The organism is Microbacterium tumbae (assembly GCF_054780175.1).
The window spans coordinates 777905-800906 of sequence record NZ_BAAGWV010000001.1; the positions used below are offsets into that span (position 1 = coordinate 777905).

Annotated in this window: 16 protein-coding genes; 7 read left to right on the top strand and 9 right to left on the bottom strand. The window is 68.9% G+C overall.

Annotated elements, in window-relative coordinates; genetic code table 11:
• Positions 1-81: 81 nt before the first annotated feature.
• Both ACYVGQ_RS03635 and ACYVGQ_RS03640 read right to left on the bottom strand, forming a co-directional pair.
• On the bottom strand, positions 82-2238 hold the full coding sequence (locus ACYVGQ_RS03635) for an arylsulfatase (RefSeq protein ID WP_460783160.1): 2157 nt from the start codon (positions 2236-2238) through the stop codon (positions 82-84).
• An 11-nt stretch (positions 2239-2249) separates the two neighbouring features.
• On the bottom strand, positions 2250-3581 hold the full coding sequence (locus ACYVGQ_RS03640; protein ID WP_460783161.1) for an ADP-ribosylglycohydrolase family protein: 1332 nt from the start codon (positions 3579-3581) through the stop codon (positions 2250-2252).
• A gap of 175 nt (positions 3582-3756) precedes the next feature.
• Between ACYVGQ_RS03640 and ACYVGQ_RS03645 the strand changes: the two genes are divergently transcribed.
• Entirely contained in the window at positions 3757-4692 is a 936-nt protein-coding gene (locus ACYVGQ_RS03645) for a LysR family transcriptional regulator (protein ID WP_460783162.1), read from the top strand.
• A 6-nt stretch (positions 4693-4698) separates the two neighbouring features.
• Here ACYVGQ_RS03645 and ACYVGQ_RS03650 read toward each other — a convergent pair whose 3' ends face one another.
• The 5 genes from ACYVGQ_RS03650 to ACYVGQ_RS03670 form a co-directional block, all read right to left on the bottom strand.
• The gene (locus ACYVGQ_RS03650; protein ID WP_460783163.1) at positions 4699-6600 is read right to left on the bottom strand and encodes a CocE/NonD family hydrolase; all 1902 of its coding nucleotides are present in this window, start codon (positions 6598-6600) and stop codon (positions 4699-4701) included.
• Positions 6587-9025, bottom strand: coding sequence for a S9 family peptidase (locus ACYVGQ_RS03655; RefSeq protein ID WP_460783164.1), 2439 nt, complete (start codon positions 9023-9025; stop codon positions 6587-6589). Before ACYVGQ_RS03655 ends, ACYVGQ_RS03650 begins: the two co-directional genes overlap by 14 nt.
• A complete protein-coding gene (locus ACYVGQ_RS03660) occupies positions 9022-10086 on the bottom strand; it encodes a proline racemase family protein (protein ID WP_460783166.1) in 1065 nt (354 codons plus the stop codon). The genes ACYVGQ_RS03655 and ACYVGQ_RS03660 overlap by 4 nt, the downstream gene beginning before the upstream one ends.
• A 182-nt stretch (positions 10087-10268) precedes the next feature.
• Positions 10269-11513 carry an NAD(P)/FAD-dependent oxidoreductase gene (locus ACYVGQ_RS03665; RefSeq protein WP_460783167.1) on the bottom strand — a complete coding sequence of 415 codons (1245 nt, stop codon included), beginning with the start codon at positions 11511-11513 and terminating at the stop codon, positions 10269-10271.
• An 81-nt stretch (positions 11514-11594) separates the two neighbouring features.
• The gene (locus tag ACYVGQ_RS03670) at positions 11595-12500 is read right to left on the bottom strand and encodes a LysR family transcriptional regulator (RefSeq protein ID WP_460783168.1); all 906 of its coding nucleotides are present in this window, start codon (positions 12498-12500) and stop codon (positions 11595-11597) included.
• Positions 12501-12621: 121 nt separating this feature from the next.
• On the opposite strand from ACYVGQ_RS03670, the gene ACYVGQ_RS03675 reads away from it, so the two are divergent.
• From ACYVGQ_RS03675 to eno, 3 genes are read left to right on the top strand one after another with little or no spacing between them, the layout of a single operon-like run.
• Positions 12622-13767, top strand: coding sequence for a Rossmann-fold NAD(P)-binding domain-containing protein (locus tag ACYVGQ_RS03675; protein ID WP_460783169.1), 1146 nt, complete (start codon positions 12622-12624; stop codon positions 13765-13767).
• The gene (locus tag ACYVGQ_RS03680) at positions 13764-15170 is read left to right on the top strand and encodes a glycerate kinase type-2 family protein (protein WP_460783170.1); all 1407 of its coding nucleotides are present in this window, start codon (positions 13764-13766) and stop codon (positions 15168-15170) included. Before ACYVGQ_RS03675 ends, ACYVGQ_RS03680 begins: the two co-directional genes overlap by 4 nt.
• Positions 15167-16438, top strand: coding sequence for a phosphopyruvate hydratase (gene eno / locus ACYVGQ_RS03685; protein WP_460783171.1), 1272 nt, complete (start codon positions 15167-15169; stop codon positions 16436-16438). Before ACYVGQ_RS03680 ends, eno begins: the two co-directional genes overlap by 4 nt.
• 63 nt (positions 16439-16501) lie before the next feature.
• Here eno and ACYVGQ_RS03690 read toward each other — a convergent pair whose 3' ends face one another.
• Positions 16502-17878 carry an NAD-dependent succinate-semialdehyde dehydrogenase gene (locus tag ACYVGQ_RS03690; protein WP_460783172.1) on the bottom strand — a complete coding sequence of 459 codons (1377 nt, stop codon included), beginning with the start codon at positions 17876-17878 and terminating at the stop codon, positions 16502-16504.
• 158 nt (positions 17879-18036) lie between these two features.
• On the opposite strand from ACYVGQ_RS03690, the gene ACYVGQ_RS03695 reads away from it, so the two are divergent.
• Both ACYVGQ_RS03695 and ACYVGQ_RS03700 read left to right on the top strand, forming a co-directional pair.
• Positions 18037-18939 (top strand): dihydrodipicolinate synthase family protein, encoded by a 903-nt coding sequence (locus tag ACYVGQ_RS03695; RefSeq protein WP_460783173.1) that lies wholly within the window; start codon positions 18037-18039, stop codon positions 18937-18939.
• A gap of 122 nt (positions 18940-19061) precedes the next feature.
• The gene (locus ACYVGQ_RS03700) at positions 19062-19736 is read left to right on the top strand and encodes a GntR family transcriptional regulator (protein WP_460783174.1); all 675 of its coding nucleotides are present in this window, start codon (positions 19062-19064) and stop codon (positions 19734-19736) included.
• 108 nt (positions 19737-19844) lie between these two features.
• On the opposite strand, the gene ACYVGQ_RS03705 is transcribed toward ACYVGQ_RS03700, so the two are convergent.
• Positions 19845-21407: a PucR family transcriptional regulator gene (locus ACYVGQ_RS03705; protein ID WP_460783175.1), complete on the bottom strand. Its 1563-nt coding sequence runs from the start codon at positions 21405-21407 to the stop codon at positions 19845-19847.
• 100 nt (positions 21408-21507) lie between these two features.
• Between ACYVGQ_RS03705 and ACYVGQ_RS03710 the strand changes: the two genes are divergently transcribed.
• Positions 21508-22992: a CoA-acylating methylmalonate-semialdehyde dehydrogenase gene (locus ACYVGQ_RS03710; RefSeq protein WP_460783176.1), complete on the top strand. Its 1485-nt coding sequence runs from the start codon at positions 21508-21510 to the stop codon at positions 22990-22992.
• The last annotated feature ends 10 nt before the right edge of the window (positions 22993-23002 follow it).

Consider the following 23002-nt stretch of genomic DNA (forward strand, 5'->3'; position numbering starts at 1 on the left):
AGAAGCCGAGCTACCGAGGTACGTTTAGTTTCCTTCGCAAAACCCAAGGAGAGCTTTTGGCCCGTCGGCGTGCCGCTGAGTTCAGCAGAGGTCGACGACGACGCGCCGAACGACACCGTCGAAGGGTCGATCGGCGCCGCGATCACCCCCGGCGGCGACATCGCCCCGCCCCACGTAGAGCTGCTCGACAGGGGGTGCTGCGAGGTCGGCGTACTCGGCGCGCGCCTGCTCCACCCCGTCGACGAGCACCCGGACGACGACGCCGGTCGTCACGCGTCTATAGGAGACCCGAAGCGTGTGCGGGCCCGGCGACATCTGTCCGGCGCGCAGCGTGTGCGCACCGGACAGACCGAAGGTCACCACCGGGCGCCCGTCGACCAGGTGGCCGGCCCAGACGGGGCTCATCGAGTGCGTGTACGGACTGGGATGATGCGCCCACAGCACTCCGGACGAGCGATCGCCGGCGACGAGCTCGACCGTCAGGTCGAAGGACGAGGCGAGCAGGTCCACGGTCGGCACCGGGACGTCGCCCGCGAAATAGACCGAATGCGCGGGGCCACGATCACCGTGCGAGGGCCGGATCGAGTCGGGCCGATCGGGAGAGTCAGAGAACGGCAGCACCTGGTTGCGCGCAGCCTCCGCTTCCCAGAGCGCGATCATGCTCGCAAGCCGCTCTGGTTCGACGGCGGCGAGATCGGTGGCCTCCGAGAAGTCCGACGAGAGATCGAACAGCGCCCAGTGATCCACCGCGAAGTCGACGCTGCCCTCCATCGGCGGCTCCCACATCTCCGGGAACGGAAGGTGATCCGTGGTCGCTCTCCACCCGTCGTGGTAGATCGACCGCGAACCGAGCATCTCGAAGTATTGCGTGCGTCGGGGGGCCGGGGCGTCGCCGTCGTCGATCGTCGCCATCATGCTGGCCCCGTCGATCGGCTGCTGCGCCGCGCCGTCGACGACGAGCGCCGGAGTGATGCCCGCGGCATCCAGGATCGTCGGCATCACGTCGATCACATGGGCGAACTGCGAGCGGGCGGTATCGGCAGCGGCGATGTGCGCTGGCCAGTGCAGGATGAGGGGGGTGCGTACGCCCCCGAGCCAGGAATACCCCTTCCAGTACTGGAAGGGAGTCGTCCCCGCCCACGTCCACCCGCGCGCGTAGTGGTTGTGGGTTCCCACTCCGCCGAACTCATCGAGGTGCTCGAGCATCGTCGCGACGTCGTTGGGAGCGAACTTGGCCCACGTGCCGGCCCGGGAGGGGTGGTGGGCCGCGCCGTTGTCCGAGGTGACCCAGATGATCGTGTCGTCGAGCGCACCGCTGAGCTCGAGGTAGTCGACGAGCCGACCGATCTGCTGATCGGTGTGCTCGAGGAAGCCGGCGTATACCTCCATCTGCCGCGCGAAGACGCGGCGCTCGTCGTCATCGAGGTCATCCCACGCGGGGACGGACGCCGGGCGCGGGGTGTTCACCGTGCCGGGCGGCACGACACCGGTCGCGAGCTGCCGCTGGAACCGGCGCTCCCGCTCCTCGTCCCATCCGTGATCGAACGCTCCACGGTACCGCTCGATGAAGTCCGCGGGCGCCTGATGGGGCGAGTGCATGGCTCCCGGCGCGTAATAGAGGAAGAAGGGGTCATCGGGTCGCCCGGCGCGATGCGTCTGCATCATCCCGAGCGCCTGCGTCGTGAGGTCTTCGGTGAGGTGGTATCCCTCGGCGGGGGTGCTCGGCTGGACGACGGTGGAGTTGTCGCGCACGAGATGCGGGAACCACTGGTCGGTGAGACCGCGCATGAAGCCGTAGAACCGGTCGAAGCCCATCTGCAGCGGCCAGCGGTCGAACGGTCCCGCGGGTCCCGAGTCGTCACGCGGTGCGATGTGCCACTTGCCGATGGCGAACGTGCCGTACCCGGAGTCGCGCAGATGGTGCGCCAGAGTCGCAGCGGACCGCGGGATGCGCCCGGTGTACCCCGGTGCCTGCGCGGGCAGGTCGGACAGCATCCCCATGCCGATCGCGTGGTGATTGCGGCCGGTCAGCAGGCTGGCACGCGTGGGTGAGCACAGCGGCGTCGCGTGGAAGTTCGTGTAGCGGAGCCCGCCGCGCGCGAGCGCATCGATGACGGGAGTCGCGATGCCGGATCCGAAGCACCCGAGCTCGGCGAACCCGAGGTCGTCGAGCACGACCATGACGACGTTCGGCCGGCCTGGCGACCCGTCCGTGCCCATAGGCCTCTTCGCAATCACGACCGATCCGTTCAGCGGAGCGCGATACGGGCGGTGCGGATGGCGAGATCGCTGACGCGGGATCCGTCATAGCCGCGCACGCCGCTCGCGATCCGATCCTCGAGCGGATCGGTCCAGTGCGCGGGGATGCCGGCCGTCCCCGCCAGCACGCCCATGACGGAGCCGACGGTCGCGCCGTTCGAGTCGGTGTCCATCCCCGCCTGGACGGTGAGTCCTATCGCCGAGGTGAAGTCGCCCTTCGACCACAGCAGCCCCGCCGTCACCGCGGCCGCATTGTTCACCGCGTGCACCCAGTGGTAGTGGCCGAAGCGCTCGTCGACCCGATCCATCGCGGCATCCCACTCCAGCCTCTCGTCGTAGGACGCGAGCACCGAGCTCACCGCCTCGGCGAGACGGGACTTCGGCGGCACGTGCCTCAGGGACTCGACGACGATCTCGCGCGGCTCCCGCCCCAGGAACGCCGCGGCGACCAGCGCCGCCGCCCACATCTCGCCGTACACCCCGTTGCCCCGGTGCGAGAGCGTCGCGTCCTCGATCACCTGGAGCGCCGCCGCGCGGGGGTCGCCAGGATTGGTCCACCCGTGGATGTCAGCGCGGATCTGCGCACCGATCCACTCGCGATGCGGGTTGCGATAGGCGCCGGTCTCGGGCGGCCGCACCCCCTCGAGGAGGTTGGCGATCGCGATGATCTCGGCCGTGAACGTCAGCAGGACCGGGAGCCTGCTGAGCCATTCGGTCGCGACGTCCTCCCCCGTGTACCGCCGCCCGTAAGTCTCGAGCACGTGGAGTCCGATGATCGAGTAGTCGATGTCGTCGTCGCGCGCCGAGCCGCTGATACGGCCGAGGGTGGTCTCCGGCCAATTGTCACGGAACATGTAGACGGGATCGTCGTCATCCGCCTTGGGCACATAGTCGCGCAGTGGATATGCGCCGACCGACTCCAGGTAGGCCCGGATATGCGCGCGGGTCCAGTGGTTGCCGCCCTCGACGGGCTTGCCGAGGTTGCACCCCGCGAGTCGGCCCAGCCAGCCGCCGTGCACGCGATCCTCGACCTCGGATGCGACCACCGGCGACGACGCCCCGGCCGGCGGCAGGACGGAGAGGATGCCATCCCGGGTGTCGGGTTCCTCGTAGGGCCAGGAAGGGTCGCGGGGAAGATCGTCGAGGGCGTCGAAGAGGGCCCACACCTCGCCATCGGGCGCGGAGTCCGGCAGCTCGGCGAAGGCCGACTCGACGGCGGCCGGGTCGTACCCCGTCTCGCGCCGCTGCACGAACTCGTACTTCAGTCGTGCGCGGGCCGAAAGCTGCGGCTCCAGCGGCTCGAGGCCCTGATACTCCACCACGATATGTCTCTCCCAATCCGTCGCGCGTCGACCGTTCCCTGTCGAGGCTGTCATGCCTGCCGCGGGTGAGGTATCAGTCTTTGCCTTGACCACCCAGAAGGCGAAGTTGCAGCTCGAGCGTCCCGCGGAACTCGATGGTACCTTTAGTCTTCTCATCAAGACCCAAGGACGGCTTTTGACTCTTCGACAGCTCCTGTACTTCCTGGGCGCGGCTGATCTCGGATCCTTCACGGCCGTCGCAGCCCGCATGCAGGTGACCCAACCCGCCGTCGCCGAGCAGATCCGCCAGCTCGAGCGCTTCCTCGAGATCGATCTGTTCATCCGCCTGGGTCGCGGCCTGCGTCTGACATCCGCCGGCGAGGAGTTCCTGCTGCAGGCTCGGCGCGTCGTGGCCGCCGCGGAAGAGGCGCAGAACAGCGTTGCCGAGATGCGCGGCCTGCTCGGCGGCACGGTCACGCTGGGCGTGTTCGGCGCTCCCGCGCACTACGGGTTCGCTGAGCTGATCCGCGACTTCGCCACCGCTCATCCCGGCGTGCGGATGCGCTTGAAGGGCCGCAATTCCTCGGAGATCGCCGACGCGGTGCGGGAGGGTGAGGTCGAGGCCGCCCTCGTGGTGCTCCCGGTCGACGACAAGGGCATCGACGTCGAGCCGATCGCGCGCGACGAAGTGCTCTTCACCTCGTCGGATCCCGCGTCCGCCGCACTGCCGAAGACGGTGGCCGACTTCGCCTCCGCGCCCCTCGTGCTCTACGAGGCGCAGTACGCCGACCACGACCCGACGCGGCGCCAGCTCGCCGCACGGGCGCAGTCCGCCGGCATCCGCCTCGAGAACCACTTCGAGGTCGAGCATCTCGACACCGCGGTGCAACTCGCCGCCAGCGGCCTGGCGAACACCTACGTGCCGCGCGCGGTCACGCTGTCGCCGGGCTTCCCGGCGAACCTCGTCACGTGCTCGTTCGACCCGCCCATGTACGACACGTTCGCGATCATCACACGACGGGGAGTTCGGGTCTCTCCCGCGACGAGCGAGCTGTTGAAGCGGATCGTGCGGCACATGCGATCGGTGACCACCCCGGTGCGCACCCCACGGCACACCCGGGTCGAGCCCTGATCGCGATCATCCGCGCGCGGGCATGAGGGGCAGGGTCACGCTCGATGCGCGTCCCGCACCCCAGTGCACGGTGTTGCGAGCGATCGCGGCGTCCGTCTCGTCGTAGTTCGCCCCTCCGGTGTTGAGGTTCCTCTCGTACACGGGGAAGCTGCTCGAAGCGATCTCGATGCGGATGCGGTGCCCTGCTGCGAACCGATTGCCGGTCACCATGTTCGGCAGCCTGATGCGGTACACCTCCCCCTCCTCGGCGAGCGCCGGTGCGTCGAAGCCATCGCGGTAGCGCAGCCGCAGACCGTCATCGGCGAGATTGATCGCCTTGCCGTCGGGGTGGACGTCGATGAGCCGCACGATGAAGTCGGTGTCCTTTGCCGAGGTCGACACATGCAACTCGACCTCGATCGGTCCGACCACCGTGACCGCCTCCGTCAGCGGGGACGTGCTGAAGACCAGCACATCCCGCCGCGCCGACACCGCACGCTGGTCGAGCGCCGCGTGGAAGCCCAGATCTCCCCCGACGCTCGGCGTCGGGTTCATCGGGTCGTATACCCAGCTCTCGCTGGATTCGCCGGTCGGCGGAACGGGCGACAGCCCGCCGGCCTCGTTCCGACGCCACGCATCGGCATCGTCGGTCAGGTAATACCTGGTCGGCTCGACCTCGGGCGGCCAGGACTCGGCTGCGATCCACCCGTGGTTCATGACGAACAGCTGCACCTTGGGCATATCGGTCACGGCGTTGTCGTTGCCGCGCACGAAGCGATCGAACCAGGCGAGATAGAGCTTGGGGAAGCCGTGGTCGACGCCGCGATACCGCACGTCGCCGAGCTCGACGTCGCCGAACGCGAAATCGCGCATGTCAGGGGCGGGCATCGCGTCGATCTCGCTCGTCGTGAGCCCCGTGAACATGGCCTTGGCCGACTTCTTGGTCAGCTCGTAGGGAAGCTCCTGCCAGATCGCGCAGTGCGGTCCGCCGCCGATGATGAGGTACTGGTCGGGGGTTCCGAGCGCCTGCAGATGCGAGAACAGACGCGTCGTCTCACCGATGGCGATGTCATGCCAGCTGTTGATGTGGATGGCGGGCACCCGCGGCTGGTCGGCCTCGCCGACGAGCTCGACCTCTCCCCAGGCGGGGTCGGCGGGAGTGCGGGTCATATAGGCATCGAACGGCGACGCCGGGGCTCCGGCGTGACGCAGCACATCGGAACTCGGCAGGTGCCGCAGGTTCTCGGGCGTGATCGGGCGCCACGTGCGGCGCCCGGCGAACGTGGCGTAGTTTCGCAGCCGCTGTCGCTCGTCCTGCGTCGCATCAGGCGGGAGGAGCGGCTTGTCGGTCGGGGCCAGCGTCCCGTACCAGTGCGCCCAGTTCGCCAGCATCGGGATGCCGCCGCGGTAGAACGCCCCCTGGGTGTCGTTGCCCGGCACGCTTCCGACTGCGGTGCCCGAGGCGCCGGGGACCATCGCGGCGTGAGCGGGGTTGTTGCCCGCCGCGAGAGGCCATTGATGCTCTCCCGAGCTCGAGCAGCCGATCGTGCCCACGCGTCCGTTCGACCAAGGCTGCGAGACGATCCAGTCGATCGTGTCGGAGCCGTCATGACGCGCTCCTGCCAGGTAGTCGACGAAGCGGCCCTCGGAGAACAGGAACCCGCGCTCGTTCTGCACGACGACGGCGTAGCCCTGACGCACGAAGTAGTCCACCCACTTCGTGCGCACCGCGCCCTCGCCGACATCCTTGTCATAGGGGGTCTTCACCAGAACGGTGGGCAGCACACCGTCGGCCCCCCTCGGCAGGTAGAGATCGGTCGAGAGACGGATGCCGTCGCGCATGGGCACGAGGATCTCCTTCTCGACCTCGAACTCGTCGAACGCATCCGCCGGCAGCGGTCCGCTCCAGTACGCGTCATTCGTCTGCATGACTCTCCCCTCTCCCGATGTCCAGCGCCGCCACGATCGCACCATCAGCGCGCTCGCGCTCCATCACGATGCTGCGCAGGTCGCGCATCCGCACCGGCGGCGGCGGGGTGCCGCCGAACAGATGCGTGACGAAGTAGTCGAGCCGTCGACGGGTGCCGTACCCGGTGACCTCGTGACCGGTCGTCGGGAGCGCGATGAGGTCCACGTTCTTGTTCTCATCGATCAGCGCCTGCACCAGCTGGAAGAGACCCGCGGGATGCACGCCGAAGTCGAGGAGCCCGTGAATGAGCAGCAGCCTGCCGGTCGCCTGCGAGGCGTAGGTCTTGACCGCCTGGCGCTCGTAACGCTCGGCGTCGAAAGGCCCGTGATAGCGCTCGCCGTAGCCGTGGCCGAACAGGCGCAGGTCGTAGTTGCCGGATGCGGCCACCGCCACCGGGAACACATCGCTGCGCAGCATCGCCGCCCGCGCGGCCAGGGTGCCGCCGCCCGAGAAGCCGGTGATGCCGACGTGGGAGCGATCGATCGGGTACTCGCTGGCGAGCGCCTCGACGGCGGCGACATGATCGTCGAGGTCCGATGCCGTCTCGACCGCCTGATACGACGCCAGGCGGAAGCTCCGCTCACGGTTCGCCGTGCCCCGGCCGTCGAGCACCAGGCAGTAGGCGCCCAGGGCGGCGTAGCCGGCGGCCTCGACGAACGTCGTGGTGGTCGGGAAGTCGACGAAGGCGCTCGTGGGCACGAGCGCCTCCTGCGGCGCCCCGTAGACCAGATCGATGAGCGGACGAGGTGCGCGCGCGTCTGCCCCGGCCGGCTCGAACAGCAGTCCGTACAGGTCGGTCTCACCGTCCGCCGCGGTGATGCGCACCGGCCGCGGCCAGCGCCAGTCGGCGGGGAGTCCGACGTCGGCCGCCTCCTCGACGACGCACACCGCGGAGCCGTCGCGTCGGCGCAGCACCGAGCGGGGCAGACGGTCGACCGCGCCGACCGTCTCGACGAAGTACTCCCCGTCGGGCGCGTACCCGCTGATGCGCCCGATGTCGGCGCCGCGAGTGCGGGAGAGCACGGCGATGTCCCACGAGCCCGGCCGCCACACGCGGTGGTCGCCGGGCTCGCCCGAGACGACGCGCACGACGCCGTCGTCGAGTCCCGCGACGCACACCTTCCGGATGTAGGGGTTCTCGTCGGGCGCGATTCCGCCGGCCAGGAACGCGACCTCACGACGCACCGGGTCGACGTGCAGCAGCTCGCGGACCTGCCAGTCGCCCGAGGTCACGGACCGCACCGGCGCCGCGCCGGCGAGGTCGTAGAGGTAGAGGTGCCCACGGCCGCTGCGCTCGGAATACCAGATGAGCTCATCCGTGTCGAGGAGAGGGACGACGAGGGCGGGATCATAGACGCTCACGCTCAGCTCGAGCGGTTCGGGGGCCTCTTCGCGGAGCACGGTCGAGGTGCTGCGAGTGGCGATCTCGAAGGAGATCAGCTCGGCGGAGCGCTCGCCGCGCGCGATGTCGACGAAATAGACCGTGCCGCCGTCGGCAGACCACCAGGCCAGTTCGGCGGCGAAGGGGGTGTCGCCCATCCGGGTCGCCGCCGTCGGCGGACGATCAGGGACGAGCTGAGTCCCATCGACCGTGTCGAGCACGAACAGCCGGAAACGGGCGATGTGCTCGTCTCCGGGCGTACTCGTCTTGTTCCGGTGGACGACGGGGCGGACGCCGTCGTCGGGAACGAAGGTCATCGCGGGAAGGTCGGCGACGAGACGCTCATCGGTCTGCAGCGTGAAGAAGTACCGCGAGTCCGGCGACCAGAGCCCGTCGGGAGTCGCACGCAGGCCGTACTTCTGGTACACCTGACGCATCGAGCCGATCCCCATCCCGTAGGCGTCGTCCTCAGCGCCGTCGGTCGTGGCGCGCCACTCCGTGCCGGCGGCGAGATCGTGCACCCAGAGATCATGACCGCGCACCGAGACCGCGCGACGGCCGTCGGGCGACACCGATCGATCGATCGGCGCGTTCGCGCCCGCACGTTCGTCGAGACCCGTTGCCGGATCCCAGACCCAGTCGCGGCCCGCATACGAGAAGGTCACGCGGTCGACGGGGTCGATCTCGAGGCTCCTCAGGATCACGTCCGAGGCGGGCAGAGACCGGGAGAGGCGGCGCGCGAGGGCGGCGACGAGGTCGCGATGCGCGATGACGAGACGGTTGCCGCCGGTCGTCGCGTCCACGACCCGGTATTCGACGCCCGCGCCGGTCTGCCGCTCGTACCAGAACGCCGGCGAGGCGGCGATCCATCGCGGATGGACGGACGCGTTGTGCACCAGGGCGTCCACGTCGAAGATCGTCTGGATCGCGGCGTAGCGCCCCGACCAATCACGTTGCAGGCGCGAGTCGTCCCCGATCGCGTCGGCATCCTGGCGCCGGGTCACACCAGCTCCGGCGACCAGATGTCGCCGACGGTGAAGCCCGCGGGGAACAGGTCGGTATCGTCGAGCGTCCAGTTGGCACGACCGGTGACCCACGCCCTTCCGGTCACCGTCGGCAGGACCGCCGCGCGACCCGCGACCTCCGTGGTGCCCGTGAGCCGTCCGGTGAACTCGCTGCCGATAATGCTGCGGTGCACGAAGTCCTCGCCGAGGGCGAGCGCGCCGCGGGAGTGCAGCGCCGCCATGCGAGCACTCGTGCCGGTACCGCAGGGCGAACGATCAAGGGCTCCGGTCCACGTCGCAGGGCGGTCGGCGAGAAGCAGGCCGTTCGTCATGATGACAGTGTTGCGGTTTTCGCGACCCGGCGCAGGATCGCCGCTGTGCAGCATCACGAGGGACACACGGTCGATCTCGGGATTGAGCGGATGCGCGACGTCGACCTGCTCCCACGCGGCGAGCTTGACCAGCGCCCCCAAGCGCGCGAGTTCGCGACCGTTCTCGGGGCGCAGCTCGACTCCGAGGTCGGTGGCCTTCACCTGGGCGAAGAACTGTCCGCCGAACACGATATCGGCGGCGACGGTGCCGACCTCAGGGACATCGAGCGGCACGTCCAGCCCGACGACGTAGGCGGGCACGTTGACGACGGTGACCGAGGTCACCTTGTCGCCCGAGACATGGGCGATGGCACGGATGACACCGACGGCGGTGTCGATCGTGAGCTCGGTGACCGGCTCCTGCATCGGGATGCGGCCGCTCTCGAGGACAGCGGTGACGGCGCACATCGTGTTGCTCCCCGACATGGGCGTGAATCCGCCATGCTCGAGCACGATGATGCCGAAGTCGGAGCCGGGGTTCACCGGGCTCAGCACGAAGACGGCGCACAGACCGGGATAGCCGCGGGGTTCGCGCAGGAGGAGGCGACGGACCGCGTCGAGGTTGTCGCGGCAGTAGGCGAAGCGTTCGGCCATCGTGTCACCGTGCACGAGTGCATCGGCGTTCATCACCACACGACCGGGCTCTCCCTCGGCGTGCACCTCGACGGTCTCCAGAGCGATCCCGGTCATGGGGTGCACTGCTTGTCGGCGGGGCCGGCGGTCGGGGCGGGACTCATCTTCGCATCCTTCGGTCTGGTGCTCGGGCTTGACGAGTCTTCCAGCCGCATGGCGCCGCAGGTAGGGGCGTTTGCCTTCGCGGTTCCCAATCGGAGCTTGGGTCACCGCATCGGCCTCCCGGGGCGGCGGCCGGGTCAGCGCCCTCCGCGGAACCGTGCCGGTGAGAACGGCGCCAGCACGGGATTCTCCCGGCTGTGCACGATCAGGTCGGTCATCACGCGCGCCGTCCCCGGCGCCAGGGTGACGCCCATCATCCCGTGACCGGTGGCGACGTACCCGTTGCGGAGCCGCCGCAGTCGACCCAGCACGGCCATACCGTCGGGCGCCATCGGTCGCATGCCCGCCCGCGGGTGGATCTCGCTCGCTGCGGGCGGTTCCCAGTCACGCAGCCAGCCCGACGGGGCGCGCAGGATCGCCTGCACGCGCACGGGGTTGATCGTCTCGTCCAGCGGGCCGAACTCCATCGTGCCGGCAAGGCGCAGCCGTCCGTCGAAGGGAGTGATGGCGACCTTCGAGTCGTAGAGATTGGTCGCGCTGCGCAGGCCGTACGGCTGCATCTCGATGCAGTAGCCCTTGCCCGGGCGGATGGGGATGTCGGCGCCGAACAGCCGCGAGACGCGACCGCTCCACGCACCCGAGGCCACGAGGAACGCGTCGCCCGTGAAAGTACGTTCGCCCGAGGAGACGCTCCGCACTCTTCCGTCCGATACGTCCGCCCCGTCGATCGGGGCGTTCTCGACGATCTCGGCGCCGAGCTCGCGCAGCCGCGTGGTCAAAGCGCGGGTGAACGCGCCGGGGTCGAGGTGGAGGTCCTTCGGGTAATACAGGCCGCCGCGCACGCTGTCATTCAGCAGCGGCTCATGGGCGCGCACGTCGTCACCGAGGAGCACGGTGGGCTCGAGGCCGAAGCGGCTGGTCAGATCGACGTATCCCAGGTGGTGCCCCATGAGCTCCTGGTCCTGGAACGCCATCAGCATCCCCTCGTGGTGCAGCTCGTATTCCATGCCATCAGCGCGGTAGTCGTCGAACAGGTGCACGGAGTCCTCCGCGAGCTTCAGGCTCGCCTCGAGGCCGGCCCGCTGAGCGCGGGCGTTGGATGCACGGAACATGCCGAACATGAAGGAGAGGAAGTCGGGCCTCACCGAAGGCCTGATGTACAGCGGACTGTCGGAGCGCGTCATCCATTTGATCGCGTTGGCGACCGCACCGGGTCCGGGCAACGGCATCGCATCGCCGGGGACGACCCACCCGGCGTTGACGTCCGCCGCACCGAGCCCGGTGGCGCGCGCGTCGACGATCGTCACCGTCGAGCCTTCGCGGACGAGATGATACGCAGTCGTCAGCCCGATGATGCCGCCACCGATCACGACAGTATGCATGCGCCCTCACTTCACTCGAGCGGTCTCCGGGACGCGCTCACCGTTGTCAAACAATCTGACCATATGGGAACCATGCCCGACTCACAACTCCGACACGGACGCATTCCCCGTGGCCTCGGCGAGAGCATCGAGCACCGCGCTGATGGCCGGAGTGCGTTCCGATCCGGAACGATGGGCCGTGAAGACCGAGCGCGCAGGACGCCCGGGCAGGTCAGCGCGTTCGACCTCCGCGCGCTCGCTGTCGAGCAGAAGCTTCGGAAGGATGGCGACCGCATGACCCGTCTCGACGAGTCGCAGCTGCACGAGCAGGTCATCGGACTCGTACCGCACCTCCGGCTCGATCCCGAGACGACGGCACATCGCGAGGCACCAGGATCGGGCATGGCTGCCGAGCGGCTCCATGGTCCATGGCAGCGCCCCCGTCGCTTCGGACGTCGAGGCGGACACCCCTCTCACCGCGGGCGAGACCATGACGAGCGGGTCTTCGAGCAGAGGTCGGCGCTCGACGCCCGACACCGACGGGAGCACGAGGCCGGGATACTCCTCGCCGATCACGATGTCGAACTCCCGAGCAGCCAGGGCGCCCAGTGCGCGCGCGGGTTCGATGCGGCTGACGAACATGCGCGGATGCGGCGATCGGCGCTCGAGCACCTCGATCGCGCGGGGCAGGAGCGCGAGAGAGGCCGTCTGCAGCGCGGCGACGCGGACGTCTCCTTCCGCGACCGCGCGCACGGATGCGACGGCCGCCTCGGCCCGCTCGATCTCACCGAAGATGCGCACCGCGTGCTCGGCCAGGAGCCCTCCCTCGCGAGTGAGGCGCACACCGCGTCCGACGCGCTCCACGAGGACAGCGCCCACCTCGCGCTCGAGCACCTTCAGCTGGTGCGACACGGTCGACGGACTGTACGACAGCGCGGCTGCGACGGCGGTCACCGATCCCCGTCGATGGAGTTCCTGCAGAAGGAGCAGGCGGTCGAGGTTCAACATGCATTCAGACTAACCGTTCGACGGAATCGAATATTTTCTGGCGAATTCTCCTGCTTGTGTCGAACTGACCATTGACCGCAGGCTGAGGATGCCCCGTCCCCACGCCCCGCCCTGAGGTCCCATGTCCCCGCACTCGCCATTCCTCTTCCTGTCCGAAGCCGACATGATCGCCGCCGGCGTCGACGATGCGGCACGCAGCGTGCAGGTGGCCTACGAGGTCTTCCGTCTGCTCCACAAGGGCGACTATGTGATGGGCGGATCCACGCACAACAGCCACGGGCTCGTCCTCTCGTTCCCCACCTGGTCGCCGTTCCCCAACATGCCGTTGGCCGGACCGGACCGTCGTTTCTCGGCGATGCCCGCATACCTGGGCGGGCGCTTCGACATGTGCGGGGTGAAGTGGTATGGCTCGAACGCCGCGAACCGTGAGAAGGGGCTCCCCCGATCGGTGCTGACCGTCATGCTCAACGACAAGGAGACCGGCGAACCCGTCGCGCTCCTGTCCGCCGGGCGCCTCAGCTCCTCGCGCACCGCTGCCGTGCCCGCCGTCGCCAGTCGTTACCTTCCCTCGCGCCCGCCCCGGCGACTCGCCGTCGTCGGCTGCGGCGAGGTGAACCGCCAGGTCGTTCGGGCCCTGCTCTCGCAGCATCCGGGTATTGGGCAGATCGCCTGCCACAACCGCTCACGCGAGAAGGCGGTCGCTTTCGCGCAGAGTGTCGCAGCGGAGGGCTACCGCGGCGTGCTTCACGTGGCGGACACGCCGCAGGACTGCGTCCGGGACGCCGACCTCGTCACCGTCGCCGCCTCTCGCACGGCCCCGCTCCGCATCGATGCCGCTGCGTTCGCCCACGACGCGTGCATCCTCCTCAGCGGGCCGATGCTATCGGATGAGGCACTGTGGACGACGAGCTCCATCGTCTGGGATCACGTGCCGCTGCACGAGTCGTACGTCGCCGACGCTCGGGCGAGCCGCGACGTGCACGCGGGCTACGCGGCGCAGATCGGCGGCCCGCTCTACGCGCTCGCCGATGCCGGCAGAGTCGCGCCCGTCGAACGGGGCATCGATCTCGGCACGGTCATCGCCGAAGGCCGTCAGCCCGCGAGAGGCCGCACGGTCTTCATCGCCAGCGGAATGGCCGTGTTCGATGTGGCGTGGGGTACCGATCTGCTGCGCGGTGCCCGGAAGCAGGGCATCGGCACCGCGCTCGAGCTCTGGGGCGCCCACGACGCCTTGGGCGCGCTCACGACGGCGGAGACGATTCGATGAAGATCAGGAACAGCGCAGAGCTCACCGCCCGCGGCGATGCGACAGGGCGCGCCCTGGTGCTGGAGATCGTCGAGGACGCGCTCGCGCGCGTCGACGCCTATCCGCGCATCCGTGACCTCGTGCGGGTCGAGGAGGACGTCCTGCACGTGGGCGACCGCGAGTGGGCCTTGCGCCCCCGGCGGCGCATCTATCTCATCGGCGCGGGCAAGGCCGCCAACGCCATGGCGTTGGCGGTCGAGCACGCTCTCGGCGACCGGCTGACCCGCGGTATCGCCATCGTCAAGATCGCCGAGCCGGATGACGGCTTCACCTGCACCGAGGTCCACGTCGGCGGCCACCCCCTCCCCGACCGCGCAAGCTACGACGCCACCCGGAAGATCCTCGATCTCGTGGACTCCTCCGGTCCGGGCGACCTCTTCATCGTCGTGGTCAGCGGAGGCAGCTCGGCGCTCATGTCAGCGCCGATCGAGCCGATCACCGTCGACGACGAGGCCCGGGCCACCGAGGTTCTGCTGACCTCCGGACTCGGCATCGCCGAGATCAACGCGGTGCGACGCCACATCTCCCGCACGAACGGCGGCAGGCTCGCACAGCGCATCCTCGCTCGCGGGGCGGAGCTGATCGGCCTCGGCATCTCGGATGCCGTCGGCAGGCCCGCCACCGGACGCATCTCCGAGCCCGCGGTTTCTTACACCGGCACGCCGATCGGCCCAGACCCCACGACGCTCTCGGATGCGCGTGCCGTCATCGACGAGCACGCCCTGCGCGACCGGATGCCGCGACGGGTGGTCGATTTCCTCGACGGAGCGGGGCCCGAGTGGGAGACGCCCGACTCGCTTCCCGGGGCGACGTACTTCCTCGTCAACACGCTTCCCGATCTCTCGCTGGCGGCGGTCGAGGCGGCACGGGCGCTCGGTGTCGAGGCTCATGTGCTGACGACGTTCCTCGAGGGCGAGAGCCGCGACGCCGGCACGTTCCTCGCGGCGTTGGCCCGCGAGATCCAGGCCAATGCGCGCCCCTTCTCACCGCCCTGCCTGGTGATCAGCGGTGGCGAGACCGTCACGCACATCCGAGAGGATGCCGTCATCACCGGTCACGGCGGACCCTCGCAGGAGCTCGCCCTCGGGTTCGCGATGTCGATCCGCGCCGTCCCGGGCGCGTGCCTGTACGCGATGGACTCGGAGGGGACCGATGGCACCTCGCCGGCCGCCGGCGGCCTCACCGATTCGACCTCGGCGGCGCGTGCTGCCGAGCTCGGTGTGGACATCCGTGCGCACCTGCGCGGCCATGCCGCGTACGAGGCGCTCACCGCGATGGGCGATGTCGTCCTCACCGGAAACACCGGCACCAATCTCTGCGACCTGAACGTGATGTACGTTCCCGCCCTGGAGCCGACGCGATGACCGTCGTCACCAGCATCCGGGCCCGCCAGATCCTCGACAGCAAGGCCCGCCCGATGGTCGAGGTCGAGATCGAGACCGCGTCCGGTGCGGTGGGCCGCGCAGCTGCTCCCACCGGGTCGTCCGTCGGAGCGCACGAGGCAGCGATCCTGCGCGACGACGACGCGACGACCTATCGCGGCCAGAGCGTGAAGCAGGCCGTCGCCAACGTGACCGGGCGGATCGCGGACGGCGTGGTGCAGCAGCGGTTCACGGACCAGGCGGATTTCGACTCGGCGCTGCTCGCCCTCGACGGCACGGTCGACAAGCATCTCCTCGGCGGAAACGCGATCTACCCCGCATCCGTCGCCTTCCTGCGCGCCCAGGCCGTCGAGCATGGGCGCAGCGTCTACGAGCAGGTGGCGCGCGGACCGCTGACCACCCTGCCCGTACCCTGCTTCAACGTGCTGAACGGCGGACGCAATCGCGACGCCGTGCAGGCGTTCAACGAGTTCCTCGTCGTGCCGATCGGCGCGGACTCGCTCGAAGAGGCCATCGAGATGGGGGTGCTCGTCTTCCAGGAGCTGCCGAAGCTGATCGAGCGGGTCACGCAGCGCCCGGCGGTGATGGCGAACTCGTTCGGATACGCCGCGCCGTTCGGCGACCCGGGCGACGTGCTCTCCCTGCTGCAGGACGCGGTCGACGCGGCCGGGTTCGAGGGACGCATGGCCTTCGCGCTGGACTGCGCGTCGAGCGAGATGTATGACCCCGAGACCCGGACGTACGAGCTCGCCGGAGATCGCGTCGACGCGGTCGACCTCATAGCGCGCCTGCGCTCGCTCACCGAGGAGCTGCCGCTGCTCTTCGTCGAGGACCCGCTCGACGAGGACGACTGGGCCGGATTCACCCTCGCCGTGCGCGAGCTGCCGCGCACCTGGGTGCTCGGAGACGACCTGATCGTGACCAACCGGTCGCGACTGGAGCGAGCCATCTCGGAGCATGCCGTCGATGGATTCGTGCTGAAGCCGAATCAGGTCGGCACCATCACCGAATCGCTTCAGACCTTCGACCTGGCCCGCTCGCACGGCATGCTCGCACTCCCGTCGGGCAGGTCGGGCGGCGTGATCGACGACATCGTCATGGACCTGTCGCTCGGGCTGCAGGTGCCGTTCCAGAAGAACGGCGCCCCGCGCTCGGGCGAGCGCATCGAGAAGCTCAACTTCCTCCTGAGGGCGGCTGAGCGGCTCCCCTCCGCGAAGCTGACGGATCTGAGCGGGATCGCCCGATTCTGACGGGATGCGCGGCGCTCACCCGGTCCGGCGCCCAGGACGGACGCACCGGACCGGGTGGGAGGATCACTCGGCGACGAACGAGAAGCGCCTGTTGACGAACTCGTCCATCCCGAGTGGTCCCATCTCGCGTCCGAACCCGGAACGCTTGACCCCGCCGAACGGAAGCTCGGCCGCTTCGGCCGCGATGACGTTCACATGGGTCATGCCGACGTCGAGGCGTGCCGCGAGCCGCTTCGCGCGTGCCTCATCGGACGAGAACACGGACCCGCCGAGACCGAACGCCGAGTCGTTCGCGACATCGAGCGCCTCCTCATCGCTCGAGACGCGCACCACCAGCGCGACGGGGCCGAAGATCTCCTCCTGGAAGACGGAGGATTCGCGGCTGACGCCGGTGAGGACGGCCGGAGAGTAATACGCGCTGCCATCGTCGGAGAGCACGCCTCCGACGACGAGCGTCGCGCCCTCGGCCACTGCTCGCTGCACCTGCTCGTGCACTTTCTCCGCAGCACCGCGTGACGACAGGGGGCCGAAGCCGCGCTCGGGCATGTCGAGCGGATCGCCGGGAATCAGACCCTCGGCCTGAGCCTTGAGCTCGGCGACGAACGCGTCGTGCAGGTCGTCCATCACGATCATGCGCTTGTTGCCGTTGCAGACCTGCCCTCCGTTGTACACGCGGAAGTCCCACGCGTCGCGCGCGACCTGCGCGATGTCGTCAGATGACAGCACCACCATCGGATCGATGCCGCCGAGCTCGAGCACCGCCTTCTTCAGGTGCCTGCCCGCCTGCTCTCCGATGATGGAGCCGGCGCGCTCCGACCCGGTCAGCGAGACTCCCTGCACGCGCGGGTCGGCGATGATCGTCGCGATCTGTTCATGGGTCGCATACAGATTGACATATGCGCCGGCGGGGACACCGGCGTCGCGCATGATGTCCTCGATCGCCTGGGACGACCGCGGGCAGATCTCGGCGTGCTTGAGCAGCACAGTGTTGCCGAGCACGAGGTTCGGCGCAGCGAACCGAGCGACCTGATAGTACGGGAAGTTCCACGGCATCACGCCCAGCAGGGCGCCGATCGGGCGACGCTCGACGATCGCCTTCCCCGGGATGGTGCTGGGGATCTCGACGTCGGTGGCGAGACTCGGACCGTGCACCGCGTAATAGTCGATGATCGAGGCCGCGAACTCGACCTCCTCGATGCCCTCCCGCCGTGGCTTGCCCATCTCCTGCGCGATGATCTCGGCGAGTTCCGTCTTGCGCTCCTCGAACAGCGCAGCGACGCGGTGCATGATCCCGGCCCTCTCCTGGATGCTGCGCTCGCGCCACTCGCGGAAGGCGGCGTGCGCCGCTGCGATCGCGTCGTCGACCTCGTGGTCGCCGGCCGCGGGAACGGTCTCGATCACCTCACCGGTGGCCGGATTCTGAACGCGGTACTGAGACATGGCTCCTCCATCGATCCGTTCTGGTCGGCGATTCGACGCCGGGGCCAGGTTCTCTGACACTTTCTCCATAATGACAGATAGACAGATTGTCTGGCAATCTGTCATTATGGTTTGGTCGGCGGCCAGCCGGCCCGTGCCCAAGAAAAGGAAGAGCGCCCATGAAGAAACTCGAACTCGAAGGCATCCTGGCGGCGGTCGTGACGCCCTTCGACGGCGACGGGAGTCTCGACATCGCAGGGATCGATCGCCAGGTCGACTTCATCCTCGGTGGCGGTGCCCACGGCGTCGTCTCGACTGGCAGCACCGGTGAGTTCACCTCGCTGTCGATGGAGGAGCAGAAGACCGTCAACGCCGCCTACGCCCGCGCGGCAAAGGGACGCGGATTCGCGGTGGCCGGCGCCGGCGCGCTCACGACGGATGCGTCGATCGAGCTGACCGAGGCCGCAGCCGAAGCCGGCGCCGACGCCGTGATGATCGTGCCGCCGTTCTACGACGCCCTCAGCTTCGATGAGCTCCTCGCCCACTACGGCGCGATCTCCGAGGCCGTCGACATCCCGATCATGTACTACAACCTGCCCAGTGCCACCGGAGTCGATCTCACTCCCGCGCAGTTCGCGCAGCTCGGCCGCGAGACGAACGTGACGTGCTTCAAGGACACCGGTGGCGACATCACGAAGCTCGCGACGATCCTCCTCGAGCACTCCGATGACATCGACGCGCTCAACGGATGGGACACTCTGACGTTCGAAGGTCTCGCTCTCGGCGCGAAGGCGGGCGTCTGGGGCGGTGCGAGCTTCATGCCCGGTCTCGCCGGCCAGTTGTATCAGGCCGTCGCCATCGAGGGCGACCTCGCGCGCGGGCGCGAGCTGTGGAAGCTCATCAACCCGATCTGCGTATTCCTCGAGAGCCACAACTACGCGGCCGCCATCAAGGCCGGCGTCTCGCTGGTCGGCAACGACGCAGGTTCGACCCGCCGTCCGATCCAGCCCCTCGCCCAGGAGCACCGCGACGAGCTCGCGGCGCTGCTGCGTGCTGCCGGCGTGGACGTCGCAGCCCGTTGAGGTGCGGCTGCATCCGCCCCGGCAGCAACAGGGGCGGATGCAGCGCTGATACTCTTACAACCAGATTGTCGGACGCTTTCGAGTCCGGCTTCCCTTCGAACAAGATGCAGGCGCTACCGACGATGTCGCTCGAACAGGTTGCTGGGCTGTCCCGCCGCGACGGCGCGATCCAGGAGATCCGGCGGGCGATCGTGAAGGGTACGCTGCGACCCGGCGCGAAGATCACCGAGATCGGCATCTCGGCTCAGCTCGGTGTCAGCCGGCCCACCCTCCGCGAAGCGCTGAACCAGCTCGCGCGCGAAGGTCTTCTCGTTCAAGAGCCCTATCGGGGGATGCGCGTCGCGGAGCTGAGCCTTTCCGCTCACATGGACCTGGCCCGCACCCGCCAGTCGCTCGACCTTCTCGCCGTCGACGCGATACTCGCCGACAGCGACGGGCGCCGCATGGCGATCCTGGACGAGCACTGGCAGCGCTTCGCGGCGGTCGAACGCCATCCCGATCCGCTGTTGCGCCACGAGGCGCATGTGACTTTCCATCGCGCCGTGTGGGAGGCTTCCGAGAACGAAGTGCTCCTCCGAGTGTGGCCCGTGATCGAGGCGCACATAACCGTTGCTCTGGCGCAGGACCAGGCGATCCGCTCGGACCCCGGCCGAGCGTCCACTCAGCATCAGGCACTGGTGGCCGCCCTCCATTCCCGCGATCGCACGGCCATCGAAGCGGCCTTCCACGAACACACCATCGTGAGCGCTGAGGAGCTCGTCGCCATCATGGCGAGCAAGCCCGGGCCAGGGGCCTGACGCCGCTTCCGACGGCGGGCTCGGCGAAGTGCGCGGGACCCAACACCTCGAGGTGCTGCGTGGACTGTCACGACCGGGCTGAGCGCGACCCGGCGTTAGAGGAGGATGTCAGTCGTCGCCTTTCGCAGGACGAAGCCGCGCGAGCAGGGCGAGATGGAGTGCTGCCAATGTCTCGCCGTCGTCGAGGTCCGCGTCGAGCAGGTCGCCGATGAGAGCCAGTCGCTGGTAGAAGACAGAGCGGGAGAAGTGGCTGGCCGCCGCCGCAGCCGAGCGGTTCCCCGGATGCGCGACGAGTGCGCCGAGAACGTCGAGCAGATCGCCCCTCCGCTCCCGGTCGTGAAGGATGAGCGGGGCCAGCATCCGATCGCTGTGATCATGCAGGCGTCGGTCGTCGCGCAGGGAGGCGACCAGACGCCCCAGCGGACGATCGTCGGCCCGGCGCAGCAACGGCGCGTCGCCATCGAACGGACCACGGGCCAGGTCGATGGCGGCGCGCACCGAGGACAGGAGTTCGACGACGCCGTCGGCGGCAGGACCGACGGCGGCGGGGATTCCGGCACCTGCAATGCGCCGGACAATGCGGTCCGACAGGGGGGACGAAGCGGGCGAGAGCAGCAGCACGATGTCGCCGCCTCGACGAGCAGCGATCACGGCCGCGCCCTCAGCTCTGGCGCGATCAATCAGATCGGCGACCGCTTCGGGCGTGCGCACGAGCACACCGTGACAGACACGACCGGCGACCTCGAATCCGAGGCGCCCGAGCCGCGCCGTCACATCTTCGATGCGCACGAACCGGGCGCCGAGCAGGTCTTCCACCAGAGCACGCTGCGCGAGGAGCGACCACTCCGCGTCGCCGTCGGCAAGACACCCGAAAGCGAGAGCGGTCGCGCCCAGCTCCAGCACGGTCTGGCGCCCAGCCGTATGGGCGGGACCCTCCATCGCGACCAGCGTCCCCCACCGCACACCGCGCGCCTGCACCGGAACTCGATCCGCGCCCGCGTCTCCGGACGGGCCATCACCCCGCTGCTGCAACACCTCGGCGACCGGGATGCGCAACCCTTCGACGGCGACGACCTCATGGGCCAGGTTCTCAAGCAACACGGGCGCCCCGAGAGCACGCGCGGTCTCAGCGACGATCACGTCGGCCGGCGCCCCACGCAGGCTGAGGGCGGTGAAAACCTCGTGCAACCGCTGCCGTTCGCGCAGCGCCGCCGTCTGCGCGTCGATCAACGCCCGGTGCACCGCCTCCGTCACCGCGACGAACTTCACCTCGCTGGCCAGAGCGACCAGGGCGAGCCCGGCGGCGGCGCAGGCGACGATCACCGCTTCAGGCACCCGGGGAAACCGCGATCCCAGCTCGATCACGATCCCGGCCACGCCCGCCGCCGCCAGCTCGGCGACGAACGACGAGAGGGCGGCGTCGTCGTCCGGCCAGGCGGCACCCGTCGTGAGCAGAAGCTCACCGCCGTCGAGCAGCCGGGCGACACCAGCGCTGTCCGAAGCGTGCACCCAGCGCACCGCCGCGTCGAGGGTCGTCCCCCCGACGATCACCTGCGGCCGACCCCGCTGCAGCGCCGCCAGGGCGACCACGTCGGCGACCGAAAGCAACGCTGTCCCCGATCGTTCCGGACAATCTGTCCGATCGGCGTCGAACTTGCGACGTTCTGACATCCAGATCTCCTTCGACGCTTTGCAAACATGGAAGAACACCCAGCGTAGCGAACGCCGGTCAGAGTGTTCGGGAGCGCCATCAGCACGTGAAGGAGCATCAGTGGACACCGTCCCTCACATCATCAACGGTCTCGACATCGGCGACACGGGGCGTACCGGCCCGGTCTTCGACCCGGCCACCGGCCGGGTCACGAAGCACGTCGCGTTCGCCTCGCCTGCCGAGGTCGCCGCAGCGGTCGCCGCAGCGACCTCGGCTCTCCCCGCCTGGCGCGAGACGAGCCTCACCAGACGTGCGGATCTGTTCTTCCGGCTGCGTCAGCTTCTCAAGGAACGCACCCCGGAGCTGGCCGCCATCGTCGCTTCCGAACACGGCAAGGTGCTCTCGGATGCGGCGGGTGAGGTTTCACGCGGCATCGAGAACGTCGAGTTCGCGGCCGGTCTCGTGCACCTGCTGAAAGGCGAGCGCAGCGAGCAGGTCTCCCGGGGCGTCGATGTGCACTCCGTCAAGCAGCCGGTGGGCGTCGTCGCGGCGATCACACCGTTCAATTTCCCGGTCATGGTGCCGCTGTGGATGGTCGCCTCGGCGATCGCCTGCGGCAACACGGTCGTCCTCAAGCCGAGCGAGAAGGACCCGTCCGCCGCAGTATGGATCGCGAAGCTCTTCGCCGAGGCCGGTCTGCCCAACGGCGTGCTGAACGTCGTCAACGGCGACAAGGAGGCCGTCGACGCGCTCCTCGAGTCGCCGGACGTCTCAGCGGTGAGCTTCGTCGGCTCCACCCCGATCGCCCGCTCGATATACCAGCGCGCCTCGACCGCGGGCAAGCGCGTGCAAGCCCTCGGCGGCGCGAAGAACCACATGGTCGTGATGCCGGATGCCGACATCGACAGCGCCGCCGACGCCGCGGTCTCCGCCGCCTACGGCTCCGCCGGCGAGCGCTGCATGGCCGTCTCGGTGCTGGTGACCGTCGGGGACATCGCCGACGACTTGGTCTCCGCGATCGCCTCGCGCATCGATGGGCTGAAGATCGGCCCGGCCACCGAGGCCGACAGCGAGATGGGCCCCCTCATCACGCGCGAGCACCGAAACCGCGTCGCCTCCTACGTCACCGGCGCCGAAGCCGAGGGCGCGAAGGTCGTCGTCGATGGCACGCAGAAGCAGTTCGACTCCGACGGCTTCTTCCTCGGCGTCAGCCTGATCGACCAGGTCGCCCCGGGTATGAAGGTGTACGACGACGAGATCTTCGGCCCGGTGCTCGCAGTCGTCCGCGTACAGACGTACGACGAAGCCGTCGCCCTCGTGAACGCGAATGCCTACGGCAACGGCACCGCGATCTTCACCCGCGACGGCGGCACGGCACGACGATACGAGTTCGATATCGAGGTGGGCATGGTCGGGGTCAACGTACCGATCCCGGTGCCGATCGGCGCCTACTCCTTCGGCGGCTGGAAGGATTCGCTGTTCGGCGACTCGCACATCTACGGCCCCGAGTCGGTGCACTTCTACACACGCTCCAAGGTCGTCACCACCCGCTGGCCCGACCACACGCCTTCCCAGATCGATCTGGGCTTCCCGAGCAATCACTGAGAGGGCCGCC